We start from the raw sequence: 19,866 nt of genomic DNA on the forward strand, positions 1-19,866 counted from the left end.
GAAGGATTCCTGCCAGGATGGCGGGGCGAAAAGGATGTCAGGGAAACAGTCTGCAAAGCCCCGCTTCGGCGGGGTTTTCTTTTGCCTGCGATTTGACCTCAGCCCAGTACATCCAGCGGCGACACGCCGATCTGGCGCGGGTCGGCTTCTTCTTCCAGCAGGTTGCGCAGCAACTCCACCGAGGCTTGCTGGCGCTGCGCATCGCGAAACACCAGGCCGATCTTCAGCGGCACCCGTGGTTCGCTCAATGGCTTCCACAACAAGTCCTGGTCATCTTCGACCACTTCCTTGGCGCGCCCGGGCAGTACCGTTGCCAGCGAGGTGTGCGCGAGGCTGTCGAGAATCCCGCCCATGTTGTTCATTTCCGCCTGCACTTGCGGGCGCCGGCCGAGGTTGGCCAGTTGCGACTGCCAGATCTGCCGCACCTGAAATTCTTCGCCGAGCAGCAGCATCGGCAATTCGGCGGCCTGCTTGAGCGATACCTTCTTGAATTCGCGCAAGGGGTGGGTGTTGGGGATGACCAGTTGCAGCTCGTCTTCGTACAGTAACAGCCCATGCAGGCCGGGCTGGCGCGGCGGCAGGTAGCTGATGCCGATGTCCAGGCTGCCATTGAGCAGGCGCCGCTCGATCTCCAGCCCCGACAGCTCATAGATCTGCACCACCAGGTGCGGCTGCGCCTTGCGCACCCGGTCTAGCAGTTGCGGCACCAGGCTTGGCCGCACGGTTTGCAGCACGCCGATGGCCAAGGTGCGCAACGACTGGCCCTTGAAATTGCGCAGGGCCTCACGGGCCCGCTGCAGGCCATCGAGCAAGGGCAGGGCGTGGTTGTACAGGGTGTGCGCGGCCAGGGTCGGCAGCAGGCGCTTGTTGCCGCGCTCGAACAGGCTGACATCGAGGTTCTGTTCAAGCTGGCGGATCTGCTGTGACAGCGCCGGTTGCGACAGCGACAGGCGCTCGGCGGCCCGGCCGACGTGGCCCTCTTCATACACCGCGACGAAATAACGCAGTTGGCGAAAATCCATAACTGATACTTATCAAAAATGCTCGAAAAACCAAATGGCCGTTAGCCGCCAGGAAGCCTAGTCTATCCCGTATTCACAAGGTTTACAGGGCCAGAAGGCGCGATGAATACCGTGTATGTGGATGGCGTTTACATAGGCAAGGCAAAAAACCTCGGGCATGGCTTGTTGACTGATATCGATAAGCAGGAGGTTGCAAGACGCTTGTGGTTATGGCCGCAAGGGTTGGGTAGCGACGAACACGGCGACCCACGCTTTCATACCGGCCCCGAACGGGCCTTGCACCACTACCCGGCCGAGCATTACGCCTGGTGGCGGCAACGTTATCCACAGATCGACTGGCGCGCCCCGGGTTTTGGCGAAAACCTCTCGACCCACGGCCTGGATGAACATCAGGTCTGCCTGGGCGACATGTTCCGCTGGGGCGGGGCGCTGTTGCAGATCAGCCAGCCGCGTTCGCCGTGCTATCGCCTGAGCCATCGCTGGGGTTTGCCGAACCTGCCGCAACAGGCCCAGGACAGTGGCCGCTGTGGCTGGTTCTACCGGGTGCTCAGGCCTGGTTTCGTCAGCGCCGACGAGCCTTTTGAACTGATTCAACGCAGTTATCCGGGCCTGACCGTGGCTTGGGCGCTACGCACTTTTTACCGTGAACCTCTGGAGCATGCAGGTTTGAAAAAGCTGGTGGATTGTCCGGCCCTCTCGTCTCGCTGGCGCGATATCGCCATCAAGCGCATGCGCACCGGTCAGGTCGAAGACTGGAGCGCGCGTTTGCTTGGTCTGCCGCTCGAGGGGCTGCGCGCATGAACCTGTTCAACCTGCGCCGCCCGGCTCCGGCCGTGGCCGAGCGCAAGCTCGCTGCGCAACCGGTAGAAGATCTGTCGCGGGAATGCCTGATGCCGGCGGTAGCGCGAGCGCCCCAGGTGTTCGTTCGCGGCCAGGGTTCGTGGTTATGGGACAGTGAAGGCCACGCTTACCTGGACTTCACCCAGGGCTGTGCAGTCAACAGCCTCGGCCACAGCCCCAGTGTGCTGGTCAAAGCCTTGGGCAGCCAGGCCCAGGCGCTGATCAATCCGGGTGCCGGTTTTCATAACCGCGGCCTGTTGAATCTGGTCAACCAACTGTGCGAAAGCACCGGCAGCGATCAGGCCTATCTTCTCAACAGCGGTGCCGAAGCCTGTGAAGGGGCGATCAAGCTGGCGCGCAAATGGGGCCAGTTGCATCGCAACGGCGCCTTCCACATCATCACCGCCAGCCAGAGCTGCCATGGCCGCAGCCTGGGCGCGCTGTCGGCTTCCGACCCGTCGCCGTGCAATCGCTGCGAGCCGGGGTTGCCGGGCTTCAGCAAGGTGCCGTTCAACGACCTTGAAGCGCTGCACGCGGCGGTCGACTCGCGCACCGTGGCGATCATGCTCGAACCGATCCAGGGCGAAGCCGGGGTGATTCCGGCGACCCAGGCGTACCTGCAGGGCGTCGAGCGGCTGTGCCGCGAGCTGGGCATCCTGCTGATTCTCGATGAAGTGCAGACCGGCGTCGGCCGCTGCGGGGCGATGCTCGCCGAACAGCTGTACGGCGTACGTGCCGATATCCTCACCCTCGGCAAGGGCCTGGGTGGCGGCGTGCCCTTGGCGGCCCTGCTGGCCCGTGGCAGTGCCTGCTGCGCCGCGCCCGGCGAGCTGGAGGGCAGCCACCATGGCAATGCACTGATGACTGCGGCAGGCCTGGCGGTACTGCAGACCGTGCTGGAGGCGGGCTTCTTCGAGCATGTGCAGGATTCCGGGCGGCACCTGCGCGATGGCCTGAGCCGGTTGGCCGGCCGCTATGGCCAGGTCGAGGTGCGTGGCCAGGGGCTGCTCTGGGCGCTGCAACTGAGTGAAGACAATGCGGGCGAGCTGGTCCAGGCTGCCTTGCACGAAGGCCTGCTGCTCAATGCCCCGCAAGCCGACGTGTTGCGCTTTTCGCCGGCACTGACGGTGAGCAAGGGCAACATCGACGAAATGCTGTTGCGCCTGGCCCGGGCCTTTGCCCGCGTGCATGCCGCGCAGCAGAACCAGCGACGCGAGGCCACGGCCTGATCAATACATCGCGTTAACGAATTTTCCGAACCGTCTCGCGTTCCTGCGCATCGCCCCGGGCCTGTTGTTTTTGGCTTGGGGCGTTTTTTTGTCTGCTGCCAACGAGTGGAACCCTGGTGCCGCGCTAGAGTCAGTTCTAGTACATCTTTGAAGGGAGCTGCCCAATGGATTTTATTCGCATCATCATCGCCATTCTCCTGCCGCCGCTGGGTGTGTTCCTGCAGGTCGGCTTCGGCGGCGCCTTCTGGCTGAACATCCTGCTGACGTTGCTGGGGTACATTCCGGGCATCGTGCATGCGGTGTATATCATCGCCAAGCGGTGAGGCCAATCGCGGGTCAAGTCGGGTCGCGATAGCGATCTAACTGCCCTCCAGCACCCGCCGATAGAACTTCCATTCCTCTTCCAGCGCATGCGCCAGGTTGCTCGCGGTACGAAAACCGTGACGCTCCGATGGGTAGAAATGCCCTTCGGCGCGAATGCCGTTGGCTTTCAATGCATCCAGCATCGAACGGGTCTGTTCCGGCACCACCACGGCATCCAGCTCACCCTGGAAGAAGATCACCGGCACCTTGATGTTGGCGGCGTGCAGCAACGGCGTGCGCTGCTGGTAACGTTCGGCGTCGGCTACCGGGTCGCCGATCAGCCAGTCCAGGTAATCGCCTTCGAATTTGTGCGTGGCGCGGGCCAGCGCCTGCGGGTCGCTGACGCCGTAGAGGCTGGCACCGGCGCGGAATACATCATGGAACGCCAGGGCGCAGAGGGTGGTGTAGCCGCCAGCGCTGCCGCCACGGATGAACGCGCGCTGCGGGTCGATCAGCTTGCGTTCGGCCAGGTGCCTGACCACGGCGCAGGCATCTTCGACGTCAATCTCGCCCCAGCGCAGGTGCAGGGCCTGGCGATAGTCGCGGCCATAGCTGCTGCTGCCTCGGTAATTGAGGTCGGCCACGGCAAAACCGCGCTGGGCCCAGTACTGGATGCGCGGGTCGAGCACCGGGTAGCAGGCCGAGGTCGGCCCGCCATGGATGAACACCAGCAGTGGCGGCTGCGCCTCACCGTTCATGGCCGGGTAGAAGAAACCATGAGCGAAACCATCGCCACTGGGGTAGCGCAGGGCCTGCGGGCGGCTGATGCGTTCGGCCGGCAGCGGCAAGGCACCGCCTGCCAACACCTGCACCTGATGACTCTGGCGGTTGATGGCGATAACCGCAGGTGGGCTGATGGCCGACGCGGCAATGGCATAGATGTGCTGCTCGTCGAGGTCTAGGCAGCGGAAGCGGTTGTAGTTCGCGCTGTAGTCTTCTACCGAACCGTCGGCATGACAGATGCCTAAACGACTGAAGCCGTTTTCGAACCAGCTGGCCAGGTAGTGTTGCTGATCCAGCGCCAGCCAGGTGCTGGCGCCCAGTTGCCAGGGCGCGCCGGCGTGGTCGGCAGCGGCGGCCGGCAATGCGCTCCAGCCTGCGACGGTTTCGCCCCAGGGCTGCCAGTAGCCGTTGCGGTCGGACAGGCAATACAGGCGGCCGCCGGTATCAAAGTGCGGTTGCTGCAGGGATTGTTGCGGGCCTTGTTCACCGGCGATACAGCGCGGTGTGCTCCAGCGGCCATCGGCCTGGCGCTGGCAACACAGCAAGCGGGTTGCGGTCCATGGTTGCTCGGGGCGGCTCCATTCTATCCAGGCCAGGCGCGAGCCATCGGCGCTGAGGGTGGGCGCGGCGTAGAAGTCGGCGCCTTCGGCCAGTACTTCACGGCTACCCTTGACGATGGCCACCAGGCGATGCTCGACCGCTCCGGGGCCATGGCTTTCTTCCACTGCCAGCACCTGGCCATTGGCCCAGCGCAGGTCGCCGTAACGTTTCACGCCCGCAGTTAGAGGTTGCGGTAATCCGCCGTCAAGGTCCTGGCAATAGAGCTGCTGGTCGGCCTCGTTGACGAACACCAAGCCATCGTCGCTCAGGCAGAAGCTGCCGCCACCGTACTCATACACCCGGCTGCGCACGCTGAAGCCATTGGGCGTCAGGCAGCGGGCCTGGCCATCGCGCCAGAGCCAGATCCGGCAGGCGCCGTCGCTGGGGCGAAACTCGTTCCAGAACAGGCCTTGGGCGGCAACCCGCAGCTCGGCAAAGTCGGTACCGGCGGCGACCGCCTGTTCGGCGCTGAAGCGCTCAGCCGCGGACAATGACACGGGAGTTTCGCTCATTACGGAAGGTCAGCTCGTCGATGGTCTGATGGGCATGCTCGGCGTCTTCACGCGCCTTGAGGATGATGCCGTGCTCGGCCGACTTGGCGCAAACCGGGTCGGCATTGCTGGCGTCGCCGGTGAGCATGAAGGCCTGGCAGCGGCAGCCGCCGAAGTCTTTCTCCTTTTCGTCGCAGGAACGGCACGGCTCGGGCATCCAGTCATAACCGCGAAAGCGATTGAACCCGAACGAGTCGTACCAGATGTGCTGCATGCTGTGGTCGCGCACATTGGGAAACTGCACCGGTAACTGCCGGGCGCCATGGCAGGGCAGGGCGGTGCCGTCCGGGGTGACGGTGAGAAACACGCTGCCCCAGCCGTTCATGCAGGCCTTGGGGCGCTCTTCGTAATAGTCCGGGGTGACGAAGATCAGCTTGCACGGGTTGCCGGCGGCTTGCAGTTTGGCCCGGTACTCGTTGGTGATGCGCTCGGCGCGTTCGAGCTGGGCGCGGGTCGGCAGCAGGCCGACGCGGTTCAGGTGCGCCCAGCCATAGAACTGACAAGTGGCCAGCTCGACGAAGTCGGCTTCCAGGGCCACGCACAGCTCGATGATGCGGTCGATCTTGTCGATATTGTGCCGATGGGTGACGAAGTTCAGCACCATCGGGTAGCCATGGGCTTTTACCGCGCGGGCCATTTCCAGCTTTTGCGCGAAGGCCTTCTTCGAGCCGGCCAGCAGGTTGTTCACCTGCTCGTCGCTGGCCTGGAAGCTGATCTGGATATGGTCCAGCCCGGCCTCTTTGAAGGTGGCGATCTTCTGTTCGGTGAGGCCGATGCCGGAGGTGATCAGGTTGGTGTAGTAACCCAGGCGCCGGCCCTCGCCGATCAGTTCGGCCAGGTCCTGGCGCACCAGCGGCTCACCGCCGGAAAAGCCCAGTTGCGCGGCGCCCATCTCCCGCGCTTCGGCCATCACCTTGAACCACTGCGCGGTGCTCAGCTCCTGGCCCTGGGCGGCGAAGTCCAGGGGGTTGGAGCAGTACGGGCACTGCAGCGGGCAACGGTAGGTCAGCTCGGCGAGCAGCCACAGCGGCAGGCCGACGTCAGGTTTTGCCGGCAATTCAGGCAAGGCTGATCCAGTGTTCGGCACGGGCCACCTCCATGAACTGCTCGATGTCGTCACCGAGCTCAGGTACGCCAGGGAACTGCTTGTCCAGCTCGGCGATGATCGCAGCGACATCGCGCTGGCCGTCGATCAGCCCGCCGATCAGCGCAGCGCTGTCGTTGAGCTTGATCATCCCTTCCGGGTACAACAGCACATGGCCCTTTTGCGCCGGCTCGTACTGGAAGCGATAGCCCGGGCGCCAGGCCGGAACTTGCGCGCGATTAAAACTCATAGGGCGATTCCTTTGTGCCAGACCCTTTCGCTGGTGACACTGTGATAGGGCGGGCGGTTCAGTTCGTAAGCCATGCTCATGGCATCGAGCATGCTCCAGAGGATGTCCAGCTTGAACTGCAGGATCTCCAGCATGCGCTGCTGGCCTTCAACTGTAGTGTAGTGCTGCAGGGTAATCGCCAGCCCATGCTCGACGTCACGCCGGGCCTGGCCCAGGCGAGTGCGGAAGTACTCATAGCCGGCCGGGTCGATCCATGGGTAGTGCTGCGGCCAGCTGTCGAGCCGCGACTGATGGATCTGCGGGGCGAACAGCTCGGTCAGCGAGCTGCTGGCGGCCTCTTGCCAACTGGCGCGGCGGGCGAAGTTGACGTAGGCATCCACGGCAAAACGCACGCCAGGCAGCACCAGTTCCTGGGAACGCAGCTGCTGCGGATCGAGGCCGACCGCCTGGCCCAGGCGCAGCCAGGCTTCGATGCCGCCGTCTTCGCCAGGGGCGCCGTCATGGTCGAGCAGGCGCTGAATCCACTCGCGGCGGATTTCGCGGTCCGGGCAGTTGGCCAGGATCGCGGCGTCTTTCATCGGGATGTTGACCTGGTAATAGAAACGGTTGGCCACCCAGCCCTGGATCTGCTCGCGGCTCGCGCGGCCTTCATACATCGCCACATGGTAGGGGTGATGAATGTGGTAATAGGCGCCCTTGGCGCGCAGGGCCTGTTCGAATTCGGCGGGGGACAGCGGTTTGGCGTCGCTCATGTCGGCTCCTAGAGGGTGATGCTCATGCCGTCGAAGGCCACTTCGACGCCGCGGCGTACGCATTCGGCGCGTTCGGCCGAATCCTCATCGAGAATCGGGTTGGTGTTGTTGATGTGGATAAGCACCTTGCGCTGACGCGGGAAGCCTTCCAGTACCTCGAGCATGCCGCCCGGGCCGTTCTGCGCCAGGTGGCCCATCTCGCGGCCGGTGCGGGTGCCGACACCGCGGCGCTGCATTTCATCATCCTCCCAGAGGGTGCCGTCGACCAGCAGGCAGTCGGCGTCGCTCATCATCTGCAACAATTTGCCGTCGACCTGGCCCAGGCCCGGGGCGTAGAACAGCTTGCCGCCGGTGCGCAGGTCTTCGACCATCAGCCCGAGGTTGTCACCCGGGTGTGGGTCGAAGCGGTGCGGTGAGTAGGGCGGTGCGGCGCTACGCAGCGGGAAGGGGGTGAAGCGCAGGTTCGGGCAGGCATCGATGACGAAGCTGCCTTCGAGCTCGATGCGCTGCCACTGCAGGCCACCGTTCCAGTGGCTGAGCATGGTGAACAGCGGGAAACCAGTGCTCAGGTCCTGATGGACCATGTCGGTGCACCAGACCTGGTGCGGGCAGCCTTCGCGCAGGCTGAGCAGGCCGGTGGTGTGGTCGATCTGGCTGTCGAGCAGGACGATGGCATTGATGCCGGTGTCGCGCAGGGCCCGGGCCGGCTGCATCGGGGCAAAGCTTTGCAGCTGTGCGCGGATGTCCGGCGAGGCGTTGCACAGCACCCAGTGGATGCCGTCGTCAGACAGGGCAATCGATGACTGGGTGCGCGCCGTGGCGCGCAGGCTGCCGTCGCGAAAGCCTTTGCAGTTGGCGCAGTTGCAGTTCCACTGGGGAAAACCGCCACCGGCGGCGGAACCTAGAATCTGGATGTACATGGCCACTCCTGCCGCGTCCTGAAATAAAAACGCCCCGGCGGGCCGAGGCGTTGTACCGCAAGCAGGTTCAGCGGCTTGCGAAATACATGGTCACTTCAAAGCCGATACGCAGGTCAGTGTAAGCAGGTTTGGTCCACATGGGATTACTCCTTCCGGATAGGTCTGGGGGTTGTCAGCTACTTATTTAGTCCACCCTCCAGGTGAGGGGTTCCATAGCCAAGATTGCGCTATCTTACTAAAAAAATACGGACCGAATGGTTAAATCTAAGATAAACGCCGTTACCGGGACGGTAAGGATCGCCTGCATCAGTGCCAGTTTTCGCTGGGCGCCGGGCCGTTGGCCAGGCACAGCCAGCCGTGTTCGGCCTGGCTTACCTGGCGGGCCAGGTGCTTCAGCTGCGGCGTTTCGACCGCCAGGATCGCCGCTTGCAGATCGCTCAGCCGCGGCTGGCGATGGCCGGCCAGATGCGCCTGCCAGGCCCATTCGGCAACCTCGTTGTTGGTCATCGCCGCTTCGTCGAACTGGGCGGCGAGGGCCTGTTTATCTGCAGGGTTGCAGCTCAGTGTGGCGGGCAGGTTATCGAGCAATGCCTGGATGTGCCCGATGATCTCGGTATGGCTGGCCGATGGCGACTGCACGCCAAGCAACAGGCCGTTGCAGCCCTCGATCTGTCGGAAGGCGCTGAATACCGCGTAGCCCAGGTTCAGTTCGACCCGCAGGCGCTGATAGAAAGGCCCTTGTAGCTGCTGGGCAAACAGCCGGCCTGCGGCTTGGTCCTCGATCGGGCAGAACAGCAGCAAGGCCTGTTCACTGGCCGCTGGCGGTAGCGTTTGCCAGCGCCGCACAGGTTCGATTGTGGTCGGCAGATGCCTGCCAGCGCACCCTGGCATTGCGCTTAGGGCCTGGTTCAGCGCCGATTGCTGGCTGGCACTGAAGCCGGTCGAAAGTCCAGTCCAGGTTGAATGCTCCCACAACGCATCCAGATCGCTCTGGCTGATTATGCAGGCCGGCAAGGGCTCGTCGACGCGGCGGCCTAGTAGTTGCTCCGGCAACTGCCTGAGCAGCGCGCGGATCGGCATGGTATCAGGCCGCTCGGCAGCGCCAGTTGTCCAGCTCTGGCTGGGCGGCTGCCGCAGGATGGCCAATGCCTGTTCAATCACTGCGCCCACCACGGTGCCATTGCCGGCGCAGCGCAACTGCCAGTATTTGTCGCAGGCGCTCAATTGCACTTGCACCCCAGCCTGCGCAGCCTGTTCACTCAGGGCTTGCAGCGCCCGATCAAGTACCTGCCACAGGCGCCCACGCAAGGCTGAGGTGAGCTGCCAGCGCAGGTAGACCACACCATGCTCGCGCGACGGCGGTAGCAGGGGAGAGACAGTCAGGCCTTCGGGAACGGCGCTGACCGAGAGGGTCTGCGCCTTCACGCTCAGCAACGGATTTGCAGCGGGCAACTGCCAGGCGTGGGTAGGCGGTTTTACCTGGCCGGCGAGCATTGTTTCGAGCAACTGTTCAAGCGCAGCCAAGCCTTGCGCGTCCAGCGCGTCGAAGCGTTGCCCGGTGCTGTCCTGGCGTGCCAGCTCCAGCGCGCTGGCGGCAAGTTCGCGACAACGCTGCAAGCGGGCGTATTCCTGATTGATGCTGCTCAGGTCCGCCGTGCGGAAAAACCCCAGCCAGTCAGTCAACAGCGCCTGGACCTGCGTGGCATCAGCCGTGTCGTTGAGTTTGAAGCCCGCATGCAGCAGCGTCTGGCCGGCAAAGCTGTACAGCGAGGAAAACGCGAAGTGCGCCAGCCAGCCCCGCGCGCGCAAGGTCGCCGGCAAGCCGCCGGGCCGGATGTCGCTCAGCCAGGTAGCGAGAAAATCGACTGCCTGCTCAAAACCTGTGGGGAGTTGCTCGCACGGGTACAGCACATCCAGTTGCCGTTCGTTGTGCATCAACAGCGCAGCCCGGCTATAGAAGCTCGGTGGTAGCGATTGCTGCACTTTTGCCCCGCGACTGAACACCTGGCCGAAGCGATTCGCCAACGCCTGCAGTTCGTCGAGGCTTTGTGGCCCGCTCAGGCTCAAGGTGATTTGCCCGGCCTGGTAGAAGCGCTGGTGAAAGCCGCGCAACGCCGCCTGGAACGCCGGATTTTGAACCTGCAGGCTGTAGCGGTTGCCAGCCTGGAACGCGCTCAGCGGATGTTCGCTGCCCGCAGCCTGAAGCAAGGCAAACTGGTGCTGCGCTTGTGGATTGCGCGACCAGGCAATGAACTCGGCATGGATCACTTCCCGTTCGCGCACTTGCCGCTCAAGGTCGAACTGCGGCTGTGCGAGCATCTGGCACAGTCGCTCAAGCCCCCCGGCAAAAGCCGCGGGCGGTACTTCGAAAAAGAACTCGGTGCTGCGTTCACGGGTGCTGGCGTTGACCTGCCCGCCGTGGTGCTGCACATAGCGCATCAGGCCGTCGTCCAGGGCGAAGCGTTGATTGCCGAGGAAGAACAGATGCTCGAGAAAGTGTGCCAGCCCCGGCCACGCCGGTGGCGCGTCATGGCTGCCGGCCGCTACCCGCACAGCCGCCGCGCAGCGTTTTAGCTGCGGTGCATGGCGCAGGGTGACCTGCAGGCCATTGGCGAGGGTCAGGTTGTGCAGGGCGCTGGGCATGACGACTCCGGGTACAGGCGAACCGTCATGCTAGCGGATTATTGCCGCGGCGTGCTGTAGAGCTCGGGGCGCAGGTCGTGCAGGTAAGGGTTGTTGGCCCGCCCTTGCTGCACTCGCTGCAGGTCGAGGTCGGCGCTCAGCAGCGCGCTGTCACGACCGGCCATGGCCAGGATGCTGCCATCCGGGCCGACGATGCTGCTCTGCCCGCAGTAGTGGATTTCGCCTTCGCTGCCGCAGTAGTTGGCGTACGCCAGGTAGCACTGGTTCTCGTAGGCGCGGGCGCGCACGGTGACCTGGGCAATGAAGTCGAAGGGCACCATGTTCGCCGTCGGCACCAGGATCAGTTCGGCACCGGCCAGGGCCAGGCGCCGGGCGTTTTCCGGGAACTCGATGTCGTAGCAGATCAAAAAGCCCAGGCGCCAGCCGTTGAGCTCGACCACCGGAAAGTGATCGGGCCCCGGGCTGAACATCGCCCGGTCGAGGCCACCGAACAGGTGGGTCTTGCGGTAGTTGCACAGGCTGCTGCCGTGGGCGTCGATCAACTGCACGCTGTTGAAGATCTGCCCGTCCTCGGCCAGCTCCGGGTAGCCGTAGGCAATGGCGATGCGGTTGCTCTGGGCGATCTCCACCACGGCCATGGCCGAGGGGCCGTCTTCGGCTTCGGCCAGGCGCGCGACGGCTTCGCTGCCGATGTTGTAGCCGCTCAGGAACATCTCCGGGCATACCAGCAGTTCGGCGCCGCGGGCAGTGGCCAGTTGCGCCTGCTGGTGCAGGCGCTCGAGGTTGCCGGACAGGTCCAGCGGTTGCGGTTCGCCTTGGAACAGGGCGATGCGCATGGCGATTCTCCCGTCAGTCGGCCAGGGCGATCGGGCCGATTTCATTGAACACGTCGCCCGGGCCTGGGTTGTCCGGGTGGGTCTGGCCACCGAAGTGATTGATGATACCCCACACCGCATTGAGCGACGTTTGCACCGCGCCTTCGACCCAGGCCGGGGTCCACGACACATCGTCACCGGCAATGAAGATGCCGCGCTGCTCGGCCGGCATGTCCTGCTGCATGAAGTGCGCGTACATGCGCTGGTTGTAGCGGTAATGGCCGGGCAGGGCGCCCTTGAAGGCGCCGAGGAAGTGCGGATCGGCTTCCCACGACACGGTGATCGGGTCGCCGATGATGTGCCCGGCGATATCGACTTTCGGGTAGATCTTCTTCAGCGCATCGAGGGCCAGCTTGACGCGCTTTTCCACTGGGTGCGGGAGCATTTTCAGCGCATCGCTCATCCACGAGTACGACAGGCAGATCACCCCCGGCTTGTCGTCGCCGTTGTCGAACAGGTAGGTGCCGCGGGTCAGGCGGTCGGTCAGGGTCATGCTCATCAGGTCGCGGCCGGTATCTGGATCCTTGTCCTTCCAGAACGGCCGGTCGACCATGACGAAGGTCTTCGACGACTGCATGTAGCGGGTACGGTCCAGGGCCATCCACATCTTCTGCGAGAACAGCGATTCTTCGCACTCGATCTGGGTGGTCAGCAGCCAGCTCTGGCAGGTGGTCAGCACCGCGGCGTAGTGGCGGGTGTCGCCCCAGGTGTCGGTTACCGCCAGGCGCCCGTCGCTGTCGCGGGCAATGCTTTTCACCCCGGCACGTGGCGCGCCGCGGTGTAGCGAGCTGAGGCTGGTGCCGGCCGGCCAGTGCGCGCAACGCTCCGGCACATGGCGCCAGATGCCCAGCGGCACTTGCTCGACGCCGCCAACTACCAGGTGCTGGTGATCGTCGCAGTTGGTCATCACCACGCGGAAGATTTCCAGCATCGAATTGGGGAAGTCCGAGTCCCAGCCACCGGTGCCGAAACCGACCTGGCCGAACACCTCGCGGTGCAGGAAGCTGAGTTTGGCGAAGGCTTTTGAGGTGGCGACGAAGTCGTAGAAGGTGCGGTCGTCCCACAGCGGTACCAGGGTGTTCCACAGCTCCTTGAGGCGCGGCACATCGCGGTCGCGGATGGCTTGCTGGATGTCGCCGAAGCGGGCGCCGTCTTCCAGGGCATCGGCCCAGGCGTCGGCAACCTCCTGGAACAACTTGGGCAAATCGGAGAGTTTTTCCGCGTAGTGGGTCTGGCCTTCGAGGTCGATCACTGTGCTGCCCGAGGCCGGGGTCAGCGGGTTGGGGAAGGGCTTGGTTTCAAGGCCGAGCTTGTCGACATAGTGGTAGAACGCCGTCGACGACACCGGAAAGCGCATGCCACCCAGCTCGGCGATGATCCCGTCACTGCCTTCGAAGGCTTGCGAGCGCAGGCGCCCACCCATTTTCGAAGCTTCGTAGACCACAGGCTTGAGGCCCAGCTTCATCAACTCGTAGGCCGCCACCAGCCCGGCGATACCGGCACCGACAATCGCCACTTCCTCTCCATGGCGCGCCGCCGGGATGCTACCCAAGCCGGCCGGGTGCTCGATCCAGTCGTCAAAGGCAAAAGGAAAATCCGGGCCGAAAATGGTGATGGGTTTCTTGCCGTCGGCGGGGTGACGATTGTTCTTGTTCATAAGTGACCTTGCCAGGCGCTGCGCGGGGTGCGGAGCTTGAGTATAGAAAAAACACTGGCGGTCATTTTAGGGGGCGGGGGTTACGTAATTAAGATGCAGAGTGTCGTCGTTTGGTCGGCTTGTTGGTCGATATGACGTATCTGTCATTCATATTGACTTCTGTGGGCGCCGGCTTCAAACCGGCTGCCCGCGATCCACCTTGCTGCTGAGGATGATCGAGGTGGTGGTTTTTTCCACGCCTTCAACGCTGCCGATCTGGTCGAGCAACTGGTCCAGTTGCTCGGGCGAGTCGCTGCGCAGCCAGGCGACGTAGTCGAATTCGCCGCTGACCGCGCACAACTGCTGCACCTGGCCCATGGCGCTCAGGCGCCGCACCACGTCCTTGCCCGAACGCGGTTGTACCTTGATCCCGACATAGGCCTGCAGGCCACCATCGATCAGGCGCTGACCCAGGCGCACGCCGTAGCCGCTGATGACCTTGGTCTTTTCCAGACGGGCCAGGCGCGAAGTTACCGTGGTGCGCGCGATACCCAGTTGCCGGGCGAGCGTGGCGACGCTTTCACGGGCGTTGATCTGCAGCAGCGAGATCAGCTGGCGATCGATTTCGTCGAGGGCGACGGGGCGGCTGTCGGACATGGGCACTCTCTGGCAAGAGCCGCTTTGCGCGGCTCATGGAATAAGCGCGATAGCCTATCCATTGCCCTCACCCTGGGGCAAGGCGTCTGTGCTCAGCGCGCCTTGAAGCAGTGCTCGGCCTGGGGGAAGCTGCCGTCGCGTACTTCCCGGGCATAGGCGGCCAATGCCTGGGCAATCTGCGGCTGAAGGTCGGCAAAGCGTTTGACGAAGCGCGGTTGGTATTCACCGAACAAACCCAGCAGGTCCTCGGTGACCAGCACCTGGCCATCGCAGGCAGGCGAAGCGCCGATGCCGATGGTGGGGATTGTCAGCTCTTCGCTCACGCGGCGTGCCAGGGGTTCGGCGATGCCTTCGAGCACCACCGAAAAGGCACCGGCGGCCTGCATGGCCAGGGCGTCCTGGCGCACTTTGGCGGCGCCCTGGTCGTCGCGGCCCTGGGCCTTGAAACCTCCCAGGCAGTTGACCTGTTGCGGCATCAGGCCGACATGGGCCATGACCGGAATCCCACGGCGGGTGAGGAATTCCACGGTCTCGGCCAGCTCTTCACCGCCCTCAAGCTTGACGCCCTGGGCACCTGTCTCGCGCAGCAGCCGGGCGGCGCTGAGGAAGGCCTGTTCGGGTGAGGCCTGATAGCTGCCAAAGGGCAGGTCGATGACCACGCAAGCGCGCTGGGAGCCGCGCATCACTGCCTGGCCATGGGCAATCATCATCTCCAGGCTGACTCCCAAAGTGCTGGGCAGGCCATATAGCACCATGCCCACCGAGTCGCCGACGATAATCACGTCGGCTTCGGCATCTACCCAACGCGCCATCGGCATGCTGTAGGCGGTCAGCACCACCAGGTTGCCAGCGCCCTTGCGTTGCTGGATGGCGGGCACGCTCAAACGGTTTTCACGCACATGGCTGCTCATCGGTCTCTCCTTGGGTTGTTCAACGAAGCCGGGCGCAGGCTACCATCGGCCTTCGTCGGCTCACTTGAGCAAAGGAGACAGGCATTGCCGCCAATGAGACAAAGCAGTGAAGTACCGCCGTTGCCGGACTTCCAGCAACTGCCGGGGCCGGTTTACCGGCGCATGTTTGCCATTCCGGCCGGCCATCGCGTGCAATTGCACAGACACCCCTGGGTGCAGTTCACCTACGCCAGCGCCGGGATCATGCAAGTGGTCACCGAGCAGCACAGCTACCTGCTGCCGCCGCAATGTGCGTTGTGGATACCGGCGGGGGTCGAGCACACCGCCTACAGCGACCAGACCATCGAGTTTCGCGGGCTGTACCTGGATGACTCGCTGCTCAATGGCTACCAGCGTCCTTGCGGTGTGGTGCAAGTCACGCCGCTGGTACGCGAGCTGATCGCCAAGGCCAACAGCTTTGCACCGCAATACCCTGCCCAAGGCGCCCAGGCGCGGCTGTTGCAGGTGCTGGTCGATGAGTTGCGCGAACTGCCCGAAGCGCCGTTCGGCCTGCCGCTGCCCAGTGATCCGCGCCTGCGCCGAATCAGCGAAGCCTTGCAGGCCAACCCGGCCGACAACCGCAGCATTGAAGACTGGGCGCAGCAGGTGGGGGCTTCGCGGCGCACCCTGGTGCGGTTGTTCCAGGCCCAGACGCAGTTGTCGTTCAGGGAATGGCGCCAACGCTTGCGCCTGTTGGCGGCCTTGCCGTTGCTGGCGCAAGGCATGAGCGTCACGGCGCTGGCCAATGAGCTGGGCTACGACTCGGTGTCGGCGTTCATCGCCTTGTTCCAGCGCCACTACGGCAAGACCCCGGGCTTGTGGGCGGCAGAATTGCGCAGCTGACAGCGGGCACAAAAAAACCGCGCCATGCGCGGTTTTTTATTTGGTGGGCCCAGCAGGACTCGAACCTGCGACCAAGGGATTATGAGTCCCCTGCTCTAACCAACTGAGCTATAGGCCCCAGTGGACGCGGATTATAACGAGGGTTTCCGGGCTGTGCTATCCGAAAGATCTGAAAGTGCTATGCGAAGGAAACTCGCGGCAAATTCTTCGGGCGGCAGCGGCAGGCTGACGATGTAGCCCTGGATCTGCTCGCAGCCTTCGGCAGCGAGGAACTGCTGCTGAGCCTGGCTTTCCACCCCTTCGGCGATGATGGTCAGTTGCATGCTGCGGCCCAGGGCGATGATGGCGCGGGCAATGGCCGCATCATGAGGATCGTCGGGCAGGCCGCGGATGAACGACTGGTCGATCTTGAGGATATCCAGCGGCAGGCGCTTGAGGTAGCTCAGCGACGAGTAGCCGGTGCCGAAGTCGTCGATCGCCAGTTGCACGCCCAGGTGCTTGAGTTGATGGAGGATGGCCAGGGCTTCTTCGGCCTGGCTCATGATGAAGTTCTCGGTGATTTCCAACTGCAGGTCACCGGCCTTGAGCTGGTGGGTCTTGAGCAGTTGTTCGATGCGTTTGACCAGGCTTGGCTGGCGCAACTGAGCGCCGGCGAGGTTGACCGACAGCGGGCCGAACGCCAGGTAGTTATGCTTCCAGACCTGCATTTGCCGGCAGGCTTGTTCCAGTACCCAGTCGCCCAGTTGCAGGATCATGCCGTTCTCTTCGGCCAGTGCAATGAAGTGCTCCGGCGGGACGTCGCCGAACGTCGGGTTGGTCCAGCGGATCAGCGCTTCGGCGCCGACCAGGCTCTGGGTCTTGAGGCTGAACTTGGGCTGGTAGCACAGGCTCAGTTCATTGCGCTCGATGGCCCGGCGCAGTTCGTGCTCCAGGGCGATGCGCTCGCTGGCCTGGGCGGTGAGGTCGCGGGTGTAGGACTCGACCCGGTTGCGCCCCTTGGCCTTGGAGCGGTACATGGCGGCGTCGGCGTTGCGGATCAGCGAGGCGACGTCGGTGCCGTCCTGTGGATAAAGGCTGGTGCCGATGCTGGCGCTGGTAAAGAACTCATGTTCGCCAGCCTGGAACGGTGCGCCGAAGCAGGCCAGCAGTTTGTGCGCGATGTGCTCGGCATCACTGGGCTGGTGCAGGCCGGGCAGCAGGATGATGAACTCGTCGCCGCCCAGGCGTGCGACGGTATCGATGTCGCGCACCTGTTCCTTGAGCCGCTGGGCGATGCCTTTAAGCAACAGGTCGCCGACCGGATGGCCGAGGCTGTCGTTGATGTGCTTGAAGCGATCGAGATCGAGAAACAGCACCGCGCCTTGGCGCTTGGAGGCCTGGGAACAGTTGAGCGCGGCCTGAAGGCGGCTTTCGAACAGGGTGCGATTGGGCAGGCCGGTCAGCGGGTCGTGATGGGCCTGGTAATCGAGCTTGGCCTGGGCGTGCTTGAGGCTGGAGATATCGGCGAACACCGCGACAAAGTGGGTGATGGCGCGCTCGCTGTTGCGCACCGCGCTGATGGTCAGCCAACTGGGGTAAACCTCGCCGTTCTTGCGCCGGTTGTGGATTTCGCCCTGCCAATGGCCCTCAGCCGTCAGTTGGTGCCACATGGCGACATAGAAGGCGCTATCGTGCTGGCCGGAGGCGAGCAGCCGTGGGGTCTGACCCAGCGCTTCAAACTCGCTGTAGCCGGTGATTTCGCTGAAGGCGCGGTTGACCGCACTGATGCGCTGGTCGATGTCGGTGATCAACACGCCTTCGGCGGTGTTCTCGAATACGGTGGCGGCCAGTTGCAGTTTTTCCTGCATCAGATGGCGCTCGGTGATGTCGCGGGCGATGGTCAGCATGCAATCGACCCCGGCAATCGGCAGCGGCCTGGCTGACAGTTCGCAGAGGCGGATCTGGCCGTCGCTGCGGCGGATATGGCAGCTGAAATCACGCACGAAGCCGTCGCGCTGGAGCATGTCCAGCAGCCGCCGGCGCTCGTTGAGGTCGACCCAGATACCCAGGTCCAGCGAGGTGTGGTCCAGCGACATGTGGGTGTCGTAGCCGGTCAGGCGGCAGAAGCCTTCGTTTACTTCGATCAGCAAACCGTCACTCTGGCGCGACAGCAACAGGCCGTCGGGGGAGGCGTGGAAGGCCTTGGCGAACTTCTCTTCGGAGGTCTGCAGCTGCTCCTGGGTTTCTTTCAGCTGGCTGATGTCGCGTACTGCCACTACCAGCGCCGGCGTGCTGTCGAGCTGGAAGGTCTCGGCGGAAGTCAGGCCGGTGAACAGCTGGCCGTTGCTGCGCCGGAAGAGCATTTCCAGGTTGCGGATGCTGCCTGCCTGCAAGCGCTTGAGCAGGTCCGGGCCAACGCCGTCGATGCCCCAGATGTTCAGCTCGGTGGCGGTGCGGCCCAGCACTTGCGCCGGGCTCAGGCCGATCTGTTCTTCAAAGGCCTCATTGACTTCCAGCAGGCAGCCGTCGCTCATCCGGGCGATCACCAGGATATCCGGGCACTGCTGAAACACCGAGGCGAACTTCTGCTCCGACAGGCGCAGGGCTTCTTCGGCGTTCTTGGTTTCGCTGATGTCGATCATCAGCCCACGCATCACTGGTTTGTGCCCGTGTTCGATGAGGCTGACGATATCGCGCACCCACAGGCTGCGGCCGTCGGCGCGGATTACGCGGTAATCAAGGCTGTGATCGCGGCCGGCGGCGGTTTCGCTGTCGCAATAGGCCTGGGCCCAGAGGGCGTCGTCGGGGTGGATGATGCTGCGCCAGAAGCCCGGGCGCAGCCACTGGTTCAACGGGTAGCCGAGCAGGTCTTCGGCATGGGGCGAGACGTAGCTGTAGGTGAAGTCGTTGGCGTCGGCTTCCCAGGCAATGGCCGAAAGGCTTTCGACCAGGCCGCGGTAGTGGTATTCGCTGCTGCGCAGTTCCTGCTCAAGGGCGATGCGCCGGGAAATCTCCGAGCTCAGGCGGCGGTTGACGCGGATCACCGCAGCAAGGATGGCGATCATCAGCAGCAGGGCGGGCAGGCCGTAGATCAGCAGGTCGTACCACAGCGTGCGGTGGTCAAGCACTTTGCCGACCCAGCGCTCCTGGATATTGCTGATTTCGCCGGGGCTCATGTCGGCCATGACCTTGTCGAGAATGCCGACGAGGATCTTCTGTTCCCGTGGCACTGCCATGGCCAGCTGATAGCGGTAGGGCGTTTCGCCGCTGACGTACAGGCCTTCGAGCTTGAGCTGACGCAGGCTCCAGATGCTCGAGGCAAGGTCGCCCACCACGGCGTCCACTTCATCGGTGGCCAGGGCCTGCAGCGCCGAGCTGACATTGGGCAGGGCCACCAGGTTGAGGTCCGGGTGGTGGGTGCGCAACAGCTCGTGGGGCGCGTAGTTTTCCACCACGGCGATCTTCAGGCCGTAGAGATCCTTGATGGTCCGTGGCTGCGGCCCGCCATCATGGGCGAGGATGACGATCGGAAAATCCAGGTACGGGCGGGTGAAGGCCAGAAAGCTCTGGCGCTCTGGGGTGGACATGATACCGGGCAGCAGGTCGAGCTTGTTCTGCCGGGCCTGCTCGAGCACGGCAGTCCAGCTGATCGGCTCGATCGGCTTGAACTGCACGTCCAGGCGGTCCTGGATAAGGGCAATGTAGTCGGCGGCCAATCCCTGGTAGCGACCGTCCTGGTCCCGGTATTCAAAAGGTGGCCAGGATGCATCGACGCCCAGGCGCAGCTGCGGGTGTGCGCTGAGCCAGGCTTGTTCTTCCTCAGTCAGGGTCAAGGCGCCGGCAGTTGCACTCCAGACGAGCAGGAGAGCCAACAGAAGGGCCGGCATTCGGGGCATAACGGCCTCGTCACACAGGTGGATTGATTCGAGTGTAGACGGGCATTTCAGCG

General features: G+C 63.7%; 17 protein-coding genes and 1 tRNA gene. 4 read left to right on the forward strand and 14 right to left on the reverse strand.

Going from position 1 to position 19,866, the window contains the following annotated elements; translation table 11 throughout:
- Positions 1–98 precede the first annotated feature (98 nt).
- Positions 99–1,022 carry a LysR family transcriptional regulator gene (locus tag JYG36_RS03010; protein ID WP_045199221.1) on the reverse strand — a complete coding sequence of 308 codons (924 nt, stop codon included), beginning with the start codon at positions 1,020–1,022 and terminating at the stop codon, positions 99–101.
- A 102-nt stretch (positions 1,023–1,124) separates the two neighbouring features.
- Here JYG36_RS03010 and JYG36_RS03015 point away from each other — a divergent pair, with 102 nt between their 5' ends.
- From JYG36_RS03015 to JYG36_RS03025, 3 genes are all read left to right on the forward strand, one after another.
- Positions 1,125–1,823 (forward strand): MOSC domain-containing protein, encoded by a 699-nt coding sequence (locus JYG36_RS03015; RefSeq protein WP_213603073.1) that lies wholly within the window; start codon positions 1,125–1,127, stop codon positions 1,821–1,823.
- A complete protein-coding gene (locus JYG36_RS03020) occupies positions 1,820–3,091 on the forward strand; it encodes an aspartate aminotransferase family protein (RefSeq protein WP_093378897.1) in 1,272 nt (423 codons plus the stop codon). The genes JYG36_RS03015 and JYG36_RS03020 overlap by 4 nt, the downstream gene beginning before the upstream one ends.
- A gap of 164 nt (positions 3,092–3,255) precedes the next feature.
- The gene (locus JYG36_RS03025; RefSeq protein ID WP_003177654.1) at positions 3,256–3,414 is read left to right on the forward strand and encodes a YqaE/Pmp3 family membrane protein; all 159 of its coding nucleotides are present in this window, start codon (positions 3,256–3,258) and stop codon (positions 3,412–3,414) included.
- 36 nt (positions 3,415–3,450) lie between these two features.
- Here the strand turns inward: JYG36_RS03025 and JYG36_RS03030 are convergent, their stop codons facing one another.
- From JYG36_RS03030 to panB, 11 genes are all read right to left on the reverse strand, one after another.
- Positions 3,451–5,289 carry a S9 family peptidase gene (locus JYG36_RS03030; protein WP_213603075.1) on the reverse strand — a complete coding sequence of 613 codons (1,839 nt, stop codon included), beginning with the start codon at positions 5,287–5,289 and terminating at the stop codon, positions 3,451–3,453.
- On the reverse strand, positions 5,255–6,415 hold the full coding sequence (gene pqqE, locus JYG36_RS03035; RefSeq protein ID WP_213603077.1) for a pyrroloquinoline quinone biosynthesis protein PqqE: 1,161 nt from the start codon (positions 6,413–6,415) through the stop codon (positions 5,255–5,257). Before pqqE ends, JYG36_RS03030 begins: the two co-directional genes overlap by 35 nt.
- A complete protein-coding gene (gene pqqD, locus JYG36_RS03040; RefSeq protein ID WP_045199234.1) occupies positions 6,387–6,662 on the reverse strand; it encodes a pyrroloquinoline quinone biosynthesis peptide chaperone PqqD in 276 nt (91 codons plus the stop codon). The genes pqqE and pqqD overlap by 29 nt, the downstream gene beginning before the upstream one ends.
- Positions 6,659–7,414 carry a pyrroloquinoline-quinone synthase PqqC gene (pqqC, locus tag JYG36_RS03045; RefSeq protein ID WP_045199236.1) on the reverse strand — a complete coding sequence of 252 codons (756 nt, stop codon included), beginning with the start codon at positions 7,412–7,414 and terminating at the stop codon, positions 6,659–6,661. The genes pqqD and pqqC overlap by 4 nt, the downstream gene beginning before the upstream one ends.
- Positions 7,415–7,422: 8 nt before the next feature.
- Positions 7,423–8,334, reverse strand: a complete 912-nt coding sequence (gene pqqB / locus JYG36_RS03050) for a pyrroloquinoline quinone biosynthesis protein PqqB (protein ID WP_045199237.1) — start codon at positions 8,332–8,334, stop codon at positions 7,423–7,425.
- 67 nt (positions 8,335–8,401) lie between these two features.
- On the reverse strand, positions 8,402–8,473 hold the full coding sequence (pqqA, locus tag JYG36_RS03055; RefSeq protein WP_008365141.1) for a pyrroloquinoline quinone precursor peptide PqqA: 72 nt from the start codon (positions 8,471–8,473) through the stop codon (positions 8,402–8,404).
- 167 nt (positions 8,474–8,640) lie between these two features.
- Entirely contained in the window at positions 8,641–10,977 is a 2,337-nt protein-coding gene (pqqF, locus tag JYG36_RS03060; RefSeq protein WP_213603080.1) for a pyrroloquinoline quinone biosynthesis protein PqqF, read from the reverse strand.
- 38 nt (positions 10,978–11,015) lie between these two features.
- Positions 11,016–11,813: a carbon-nitrogen hydrolase family protein gene (locus JYG36_RS03065; RefSeq protein WP_213603082.1), complete on the reverse strand. Its 798-nt coding sequence runs from the start codon at positions 11,811–11,813 to the stop codon at positions 11,016–11,018.
- A 13-nt stretch (positions 11,814–11,826) separates the two neighbouring features.
- A complete protein-coding gene (locus tag JYG36_RS03070; protein WP_045199243.1) occupies positions 11,827–13,509 on the reverse strand; it encodes a flavin monoamine oxidase family protein in 1,683 nt (560 codons plus the stop codon).
- A gap of 174 nt (positions 13,510–13,683) precedes the next feature.
- On the reverse strand, positions 13,684–14,145 hold the full coding sequence (locus tag JYG36_RS03075; protein ID WP_038998420.1) for an Lrp/AsnC family transcriptional regulator: 462 nt from the start codon (positions 14,143–14,145) through the stop codon (positions 13,684–13,686).
- Between the two features lie 92 nt (positions 14,146–14,237).
- Positions 14,238–15,056, reverse strand: coding sequence for a 3-methyl-2-oxobutanoate hydroxymethyltransferase (panB, locus tag JYG36_RS03080; RefSeq protein ID WP_045199252.1), 819 nt, complete (start codon positions 15,054–15,056; stop codon positions 14,238–14,240).
- A 93-nt stretch (positions 15,057–15,149) separates the two neighbouring features.
- Here panB and JYG36_RS03085 point away from each other — a divergent pair, with 93 nt between their 5' ends.
- A complete protein-coding gene (locus JYG36_RS03085; RefSeq protein ID WP_176794208.1) occupies positions 15,150–15,938 on the forward strand; it encodes an AraC family transcriptional regulator in 789 nt (262 codons plus the stop codon).
- A 41-nt stretch (positions 15,939–15,979) separates the two neighbouring features.
- Here JYG36_RS03085 and JYG36_RS03090 read toward each other — a convergent pair.
- Both JYG36_RS03090 and JYG36_RS03095 read right to left on the reverse strand, forming a co-directional pair.
- Positions 15,980–16,056: transfer RNA gene (locus JYG36_RS03090), tRNA-Ile, on the reverse strand.
- 13 nt (positions 16,057–16,069) lie between these two features.
- Complete coding sequence (locus JYG36_RS03095; RefSeq protein WP_213603084.1) at positions 16,070–19,813, reverse strand: EAL domain-containing protein; 3,744 nt, start codon at positions 19,811–19,813, stop codon at positions 16,070–16,072.
- Positions 19,814–19,866: the final 53 nt, after the last annotated feature.

The organism is Pseudomonas sp. SORT22, assembly GCF_018417635.1.
In the GTDB taxonomy this organism is placed as follows: Bacteria; Pseudomonadota; Gammaproteobacteria; order Pseudomonadales; family Pseudomonadaceae; genus Aquipseudomonas.

What these genes read in the sequence shown, in the direction of transcription:
- JYG36_RS03020 (WP_093378897.1), top strand. Translation starts at nt 1,820, where the DNA reads ATGAACCTGTTCAACCTGCGCCGCCCGGCTCCGGCCGTGGCCGAGCGC.
- JYG36_RS03030 (WP_213603075.1), bottom strand. Translation starts at nt 5,289, where the DNA reads ATGAGCGAAACTCCCGTGTCATTGTCCGCGGCTGAGCGCTTCAGCGCC.
- JYG36_RS03075 (WP_038998420.1), bottom strand. Translation starts at nt 14,145, where the DNA reads ATGTCCGACAGCCGCCCCGTCGCCCTCGACGAAATCGATCGCCAGCTG.
- pqqC (WP_045199236.1), bottom strand. Translation starts at nt 7,414, where the DNA reads ATGAGCGACGCCAAACCGCTGTCCCCCGCCGAATTCGAACAGGCCCTG.
- JYG36_RS03015 (WP_213603073.1), top strand. Translation starts at nt 1,125, where the DNA reads ATGAATACCGTGTATGTGGATGGCGTTTACATAGGCAAGGCAAAAAAC.
- JYG36_RS03010 (WP_045199221.1), bottom strand. Translation starts at nt 1,022, where the DNA reads ATGGATTTTCGCCAACTGCGTTATTTCGTCGCGGTGTATGAAGAGGGC.
- pqqB (WP_045199237.1), bottom strand. Translation starts at nt 8,334, where the DNA reads ATGTACATCCAGATTCTAGGTTCCGCCGCCGGTGGCGGTTTTCCCCAG.
- JYG36_RS03070 (WP_045199243.1), bottom strand. Translation starts at nt 13,509, where the DNA reads ATGAACAAGAACAATCGTCACCCCGCCGACGGCAAGAAACCCATCACC.
- pqqF (WP_213603080.1), bottom strand. Translation starts at nt 10,977, where the DNA reads ATGCCCAGCGCCCTGCACAACCTGACCCTCGCCAATGGCCTGCAGGTC.
- pqqD (WP_045199234.1), bottom strand. Translation starts at nt 6,662, where the DNA reads ATGAGTTTTAATCGCGCGCAAGTTCCGGCCTGGCGCCCGGGCTATCGC.
- JYG36_RS03085 (WP_176794208.1), top strand. Translation starts at nt 15,150, where the DNA reads ATGAGACAAAGCAGTGAAGTACCGCCGTTGCCGGACTTCCAGCAACTG.
- JYG36_RS03025 (WP_003177654.1), top strand. Translation starts at nt 3,256, where the DNA reads ATGGATTTTATTCGCATCATCATCGCCATTCTCCTGCCGCCGCTGGGT.
- JYG36_RS03095 (WP_213603084.1), bottom strand. Translation starts at nt 19,813, where the DNA reads ATGCCCCGAATGCCGGCCCTTCTGTTGGCTCTCCTGCTCGTCTGGAGT.
- panB (WP_045199252.1), bottom strand. Translation starts at nt 15,056, where the DNA reads ATGAGCAGCCATGTGCGTGAAAACCGTTTGAGCGTGCCCGCCATCCAG.
- JYG36_RS03065 (WP_213603082.1), bottom strand. Translation starts at nt 11,813, where the DNA reads ATGCGCATCGCCCTGTTCCAAGGCGAACCGCAACCGCTGGACCTGTCC.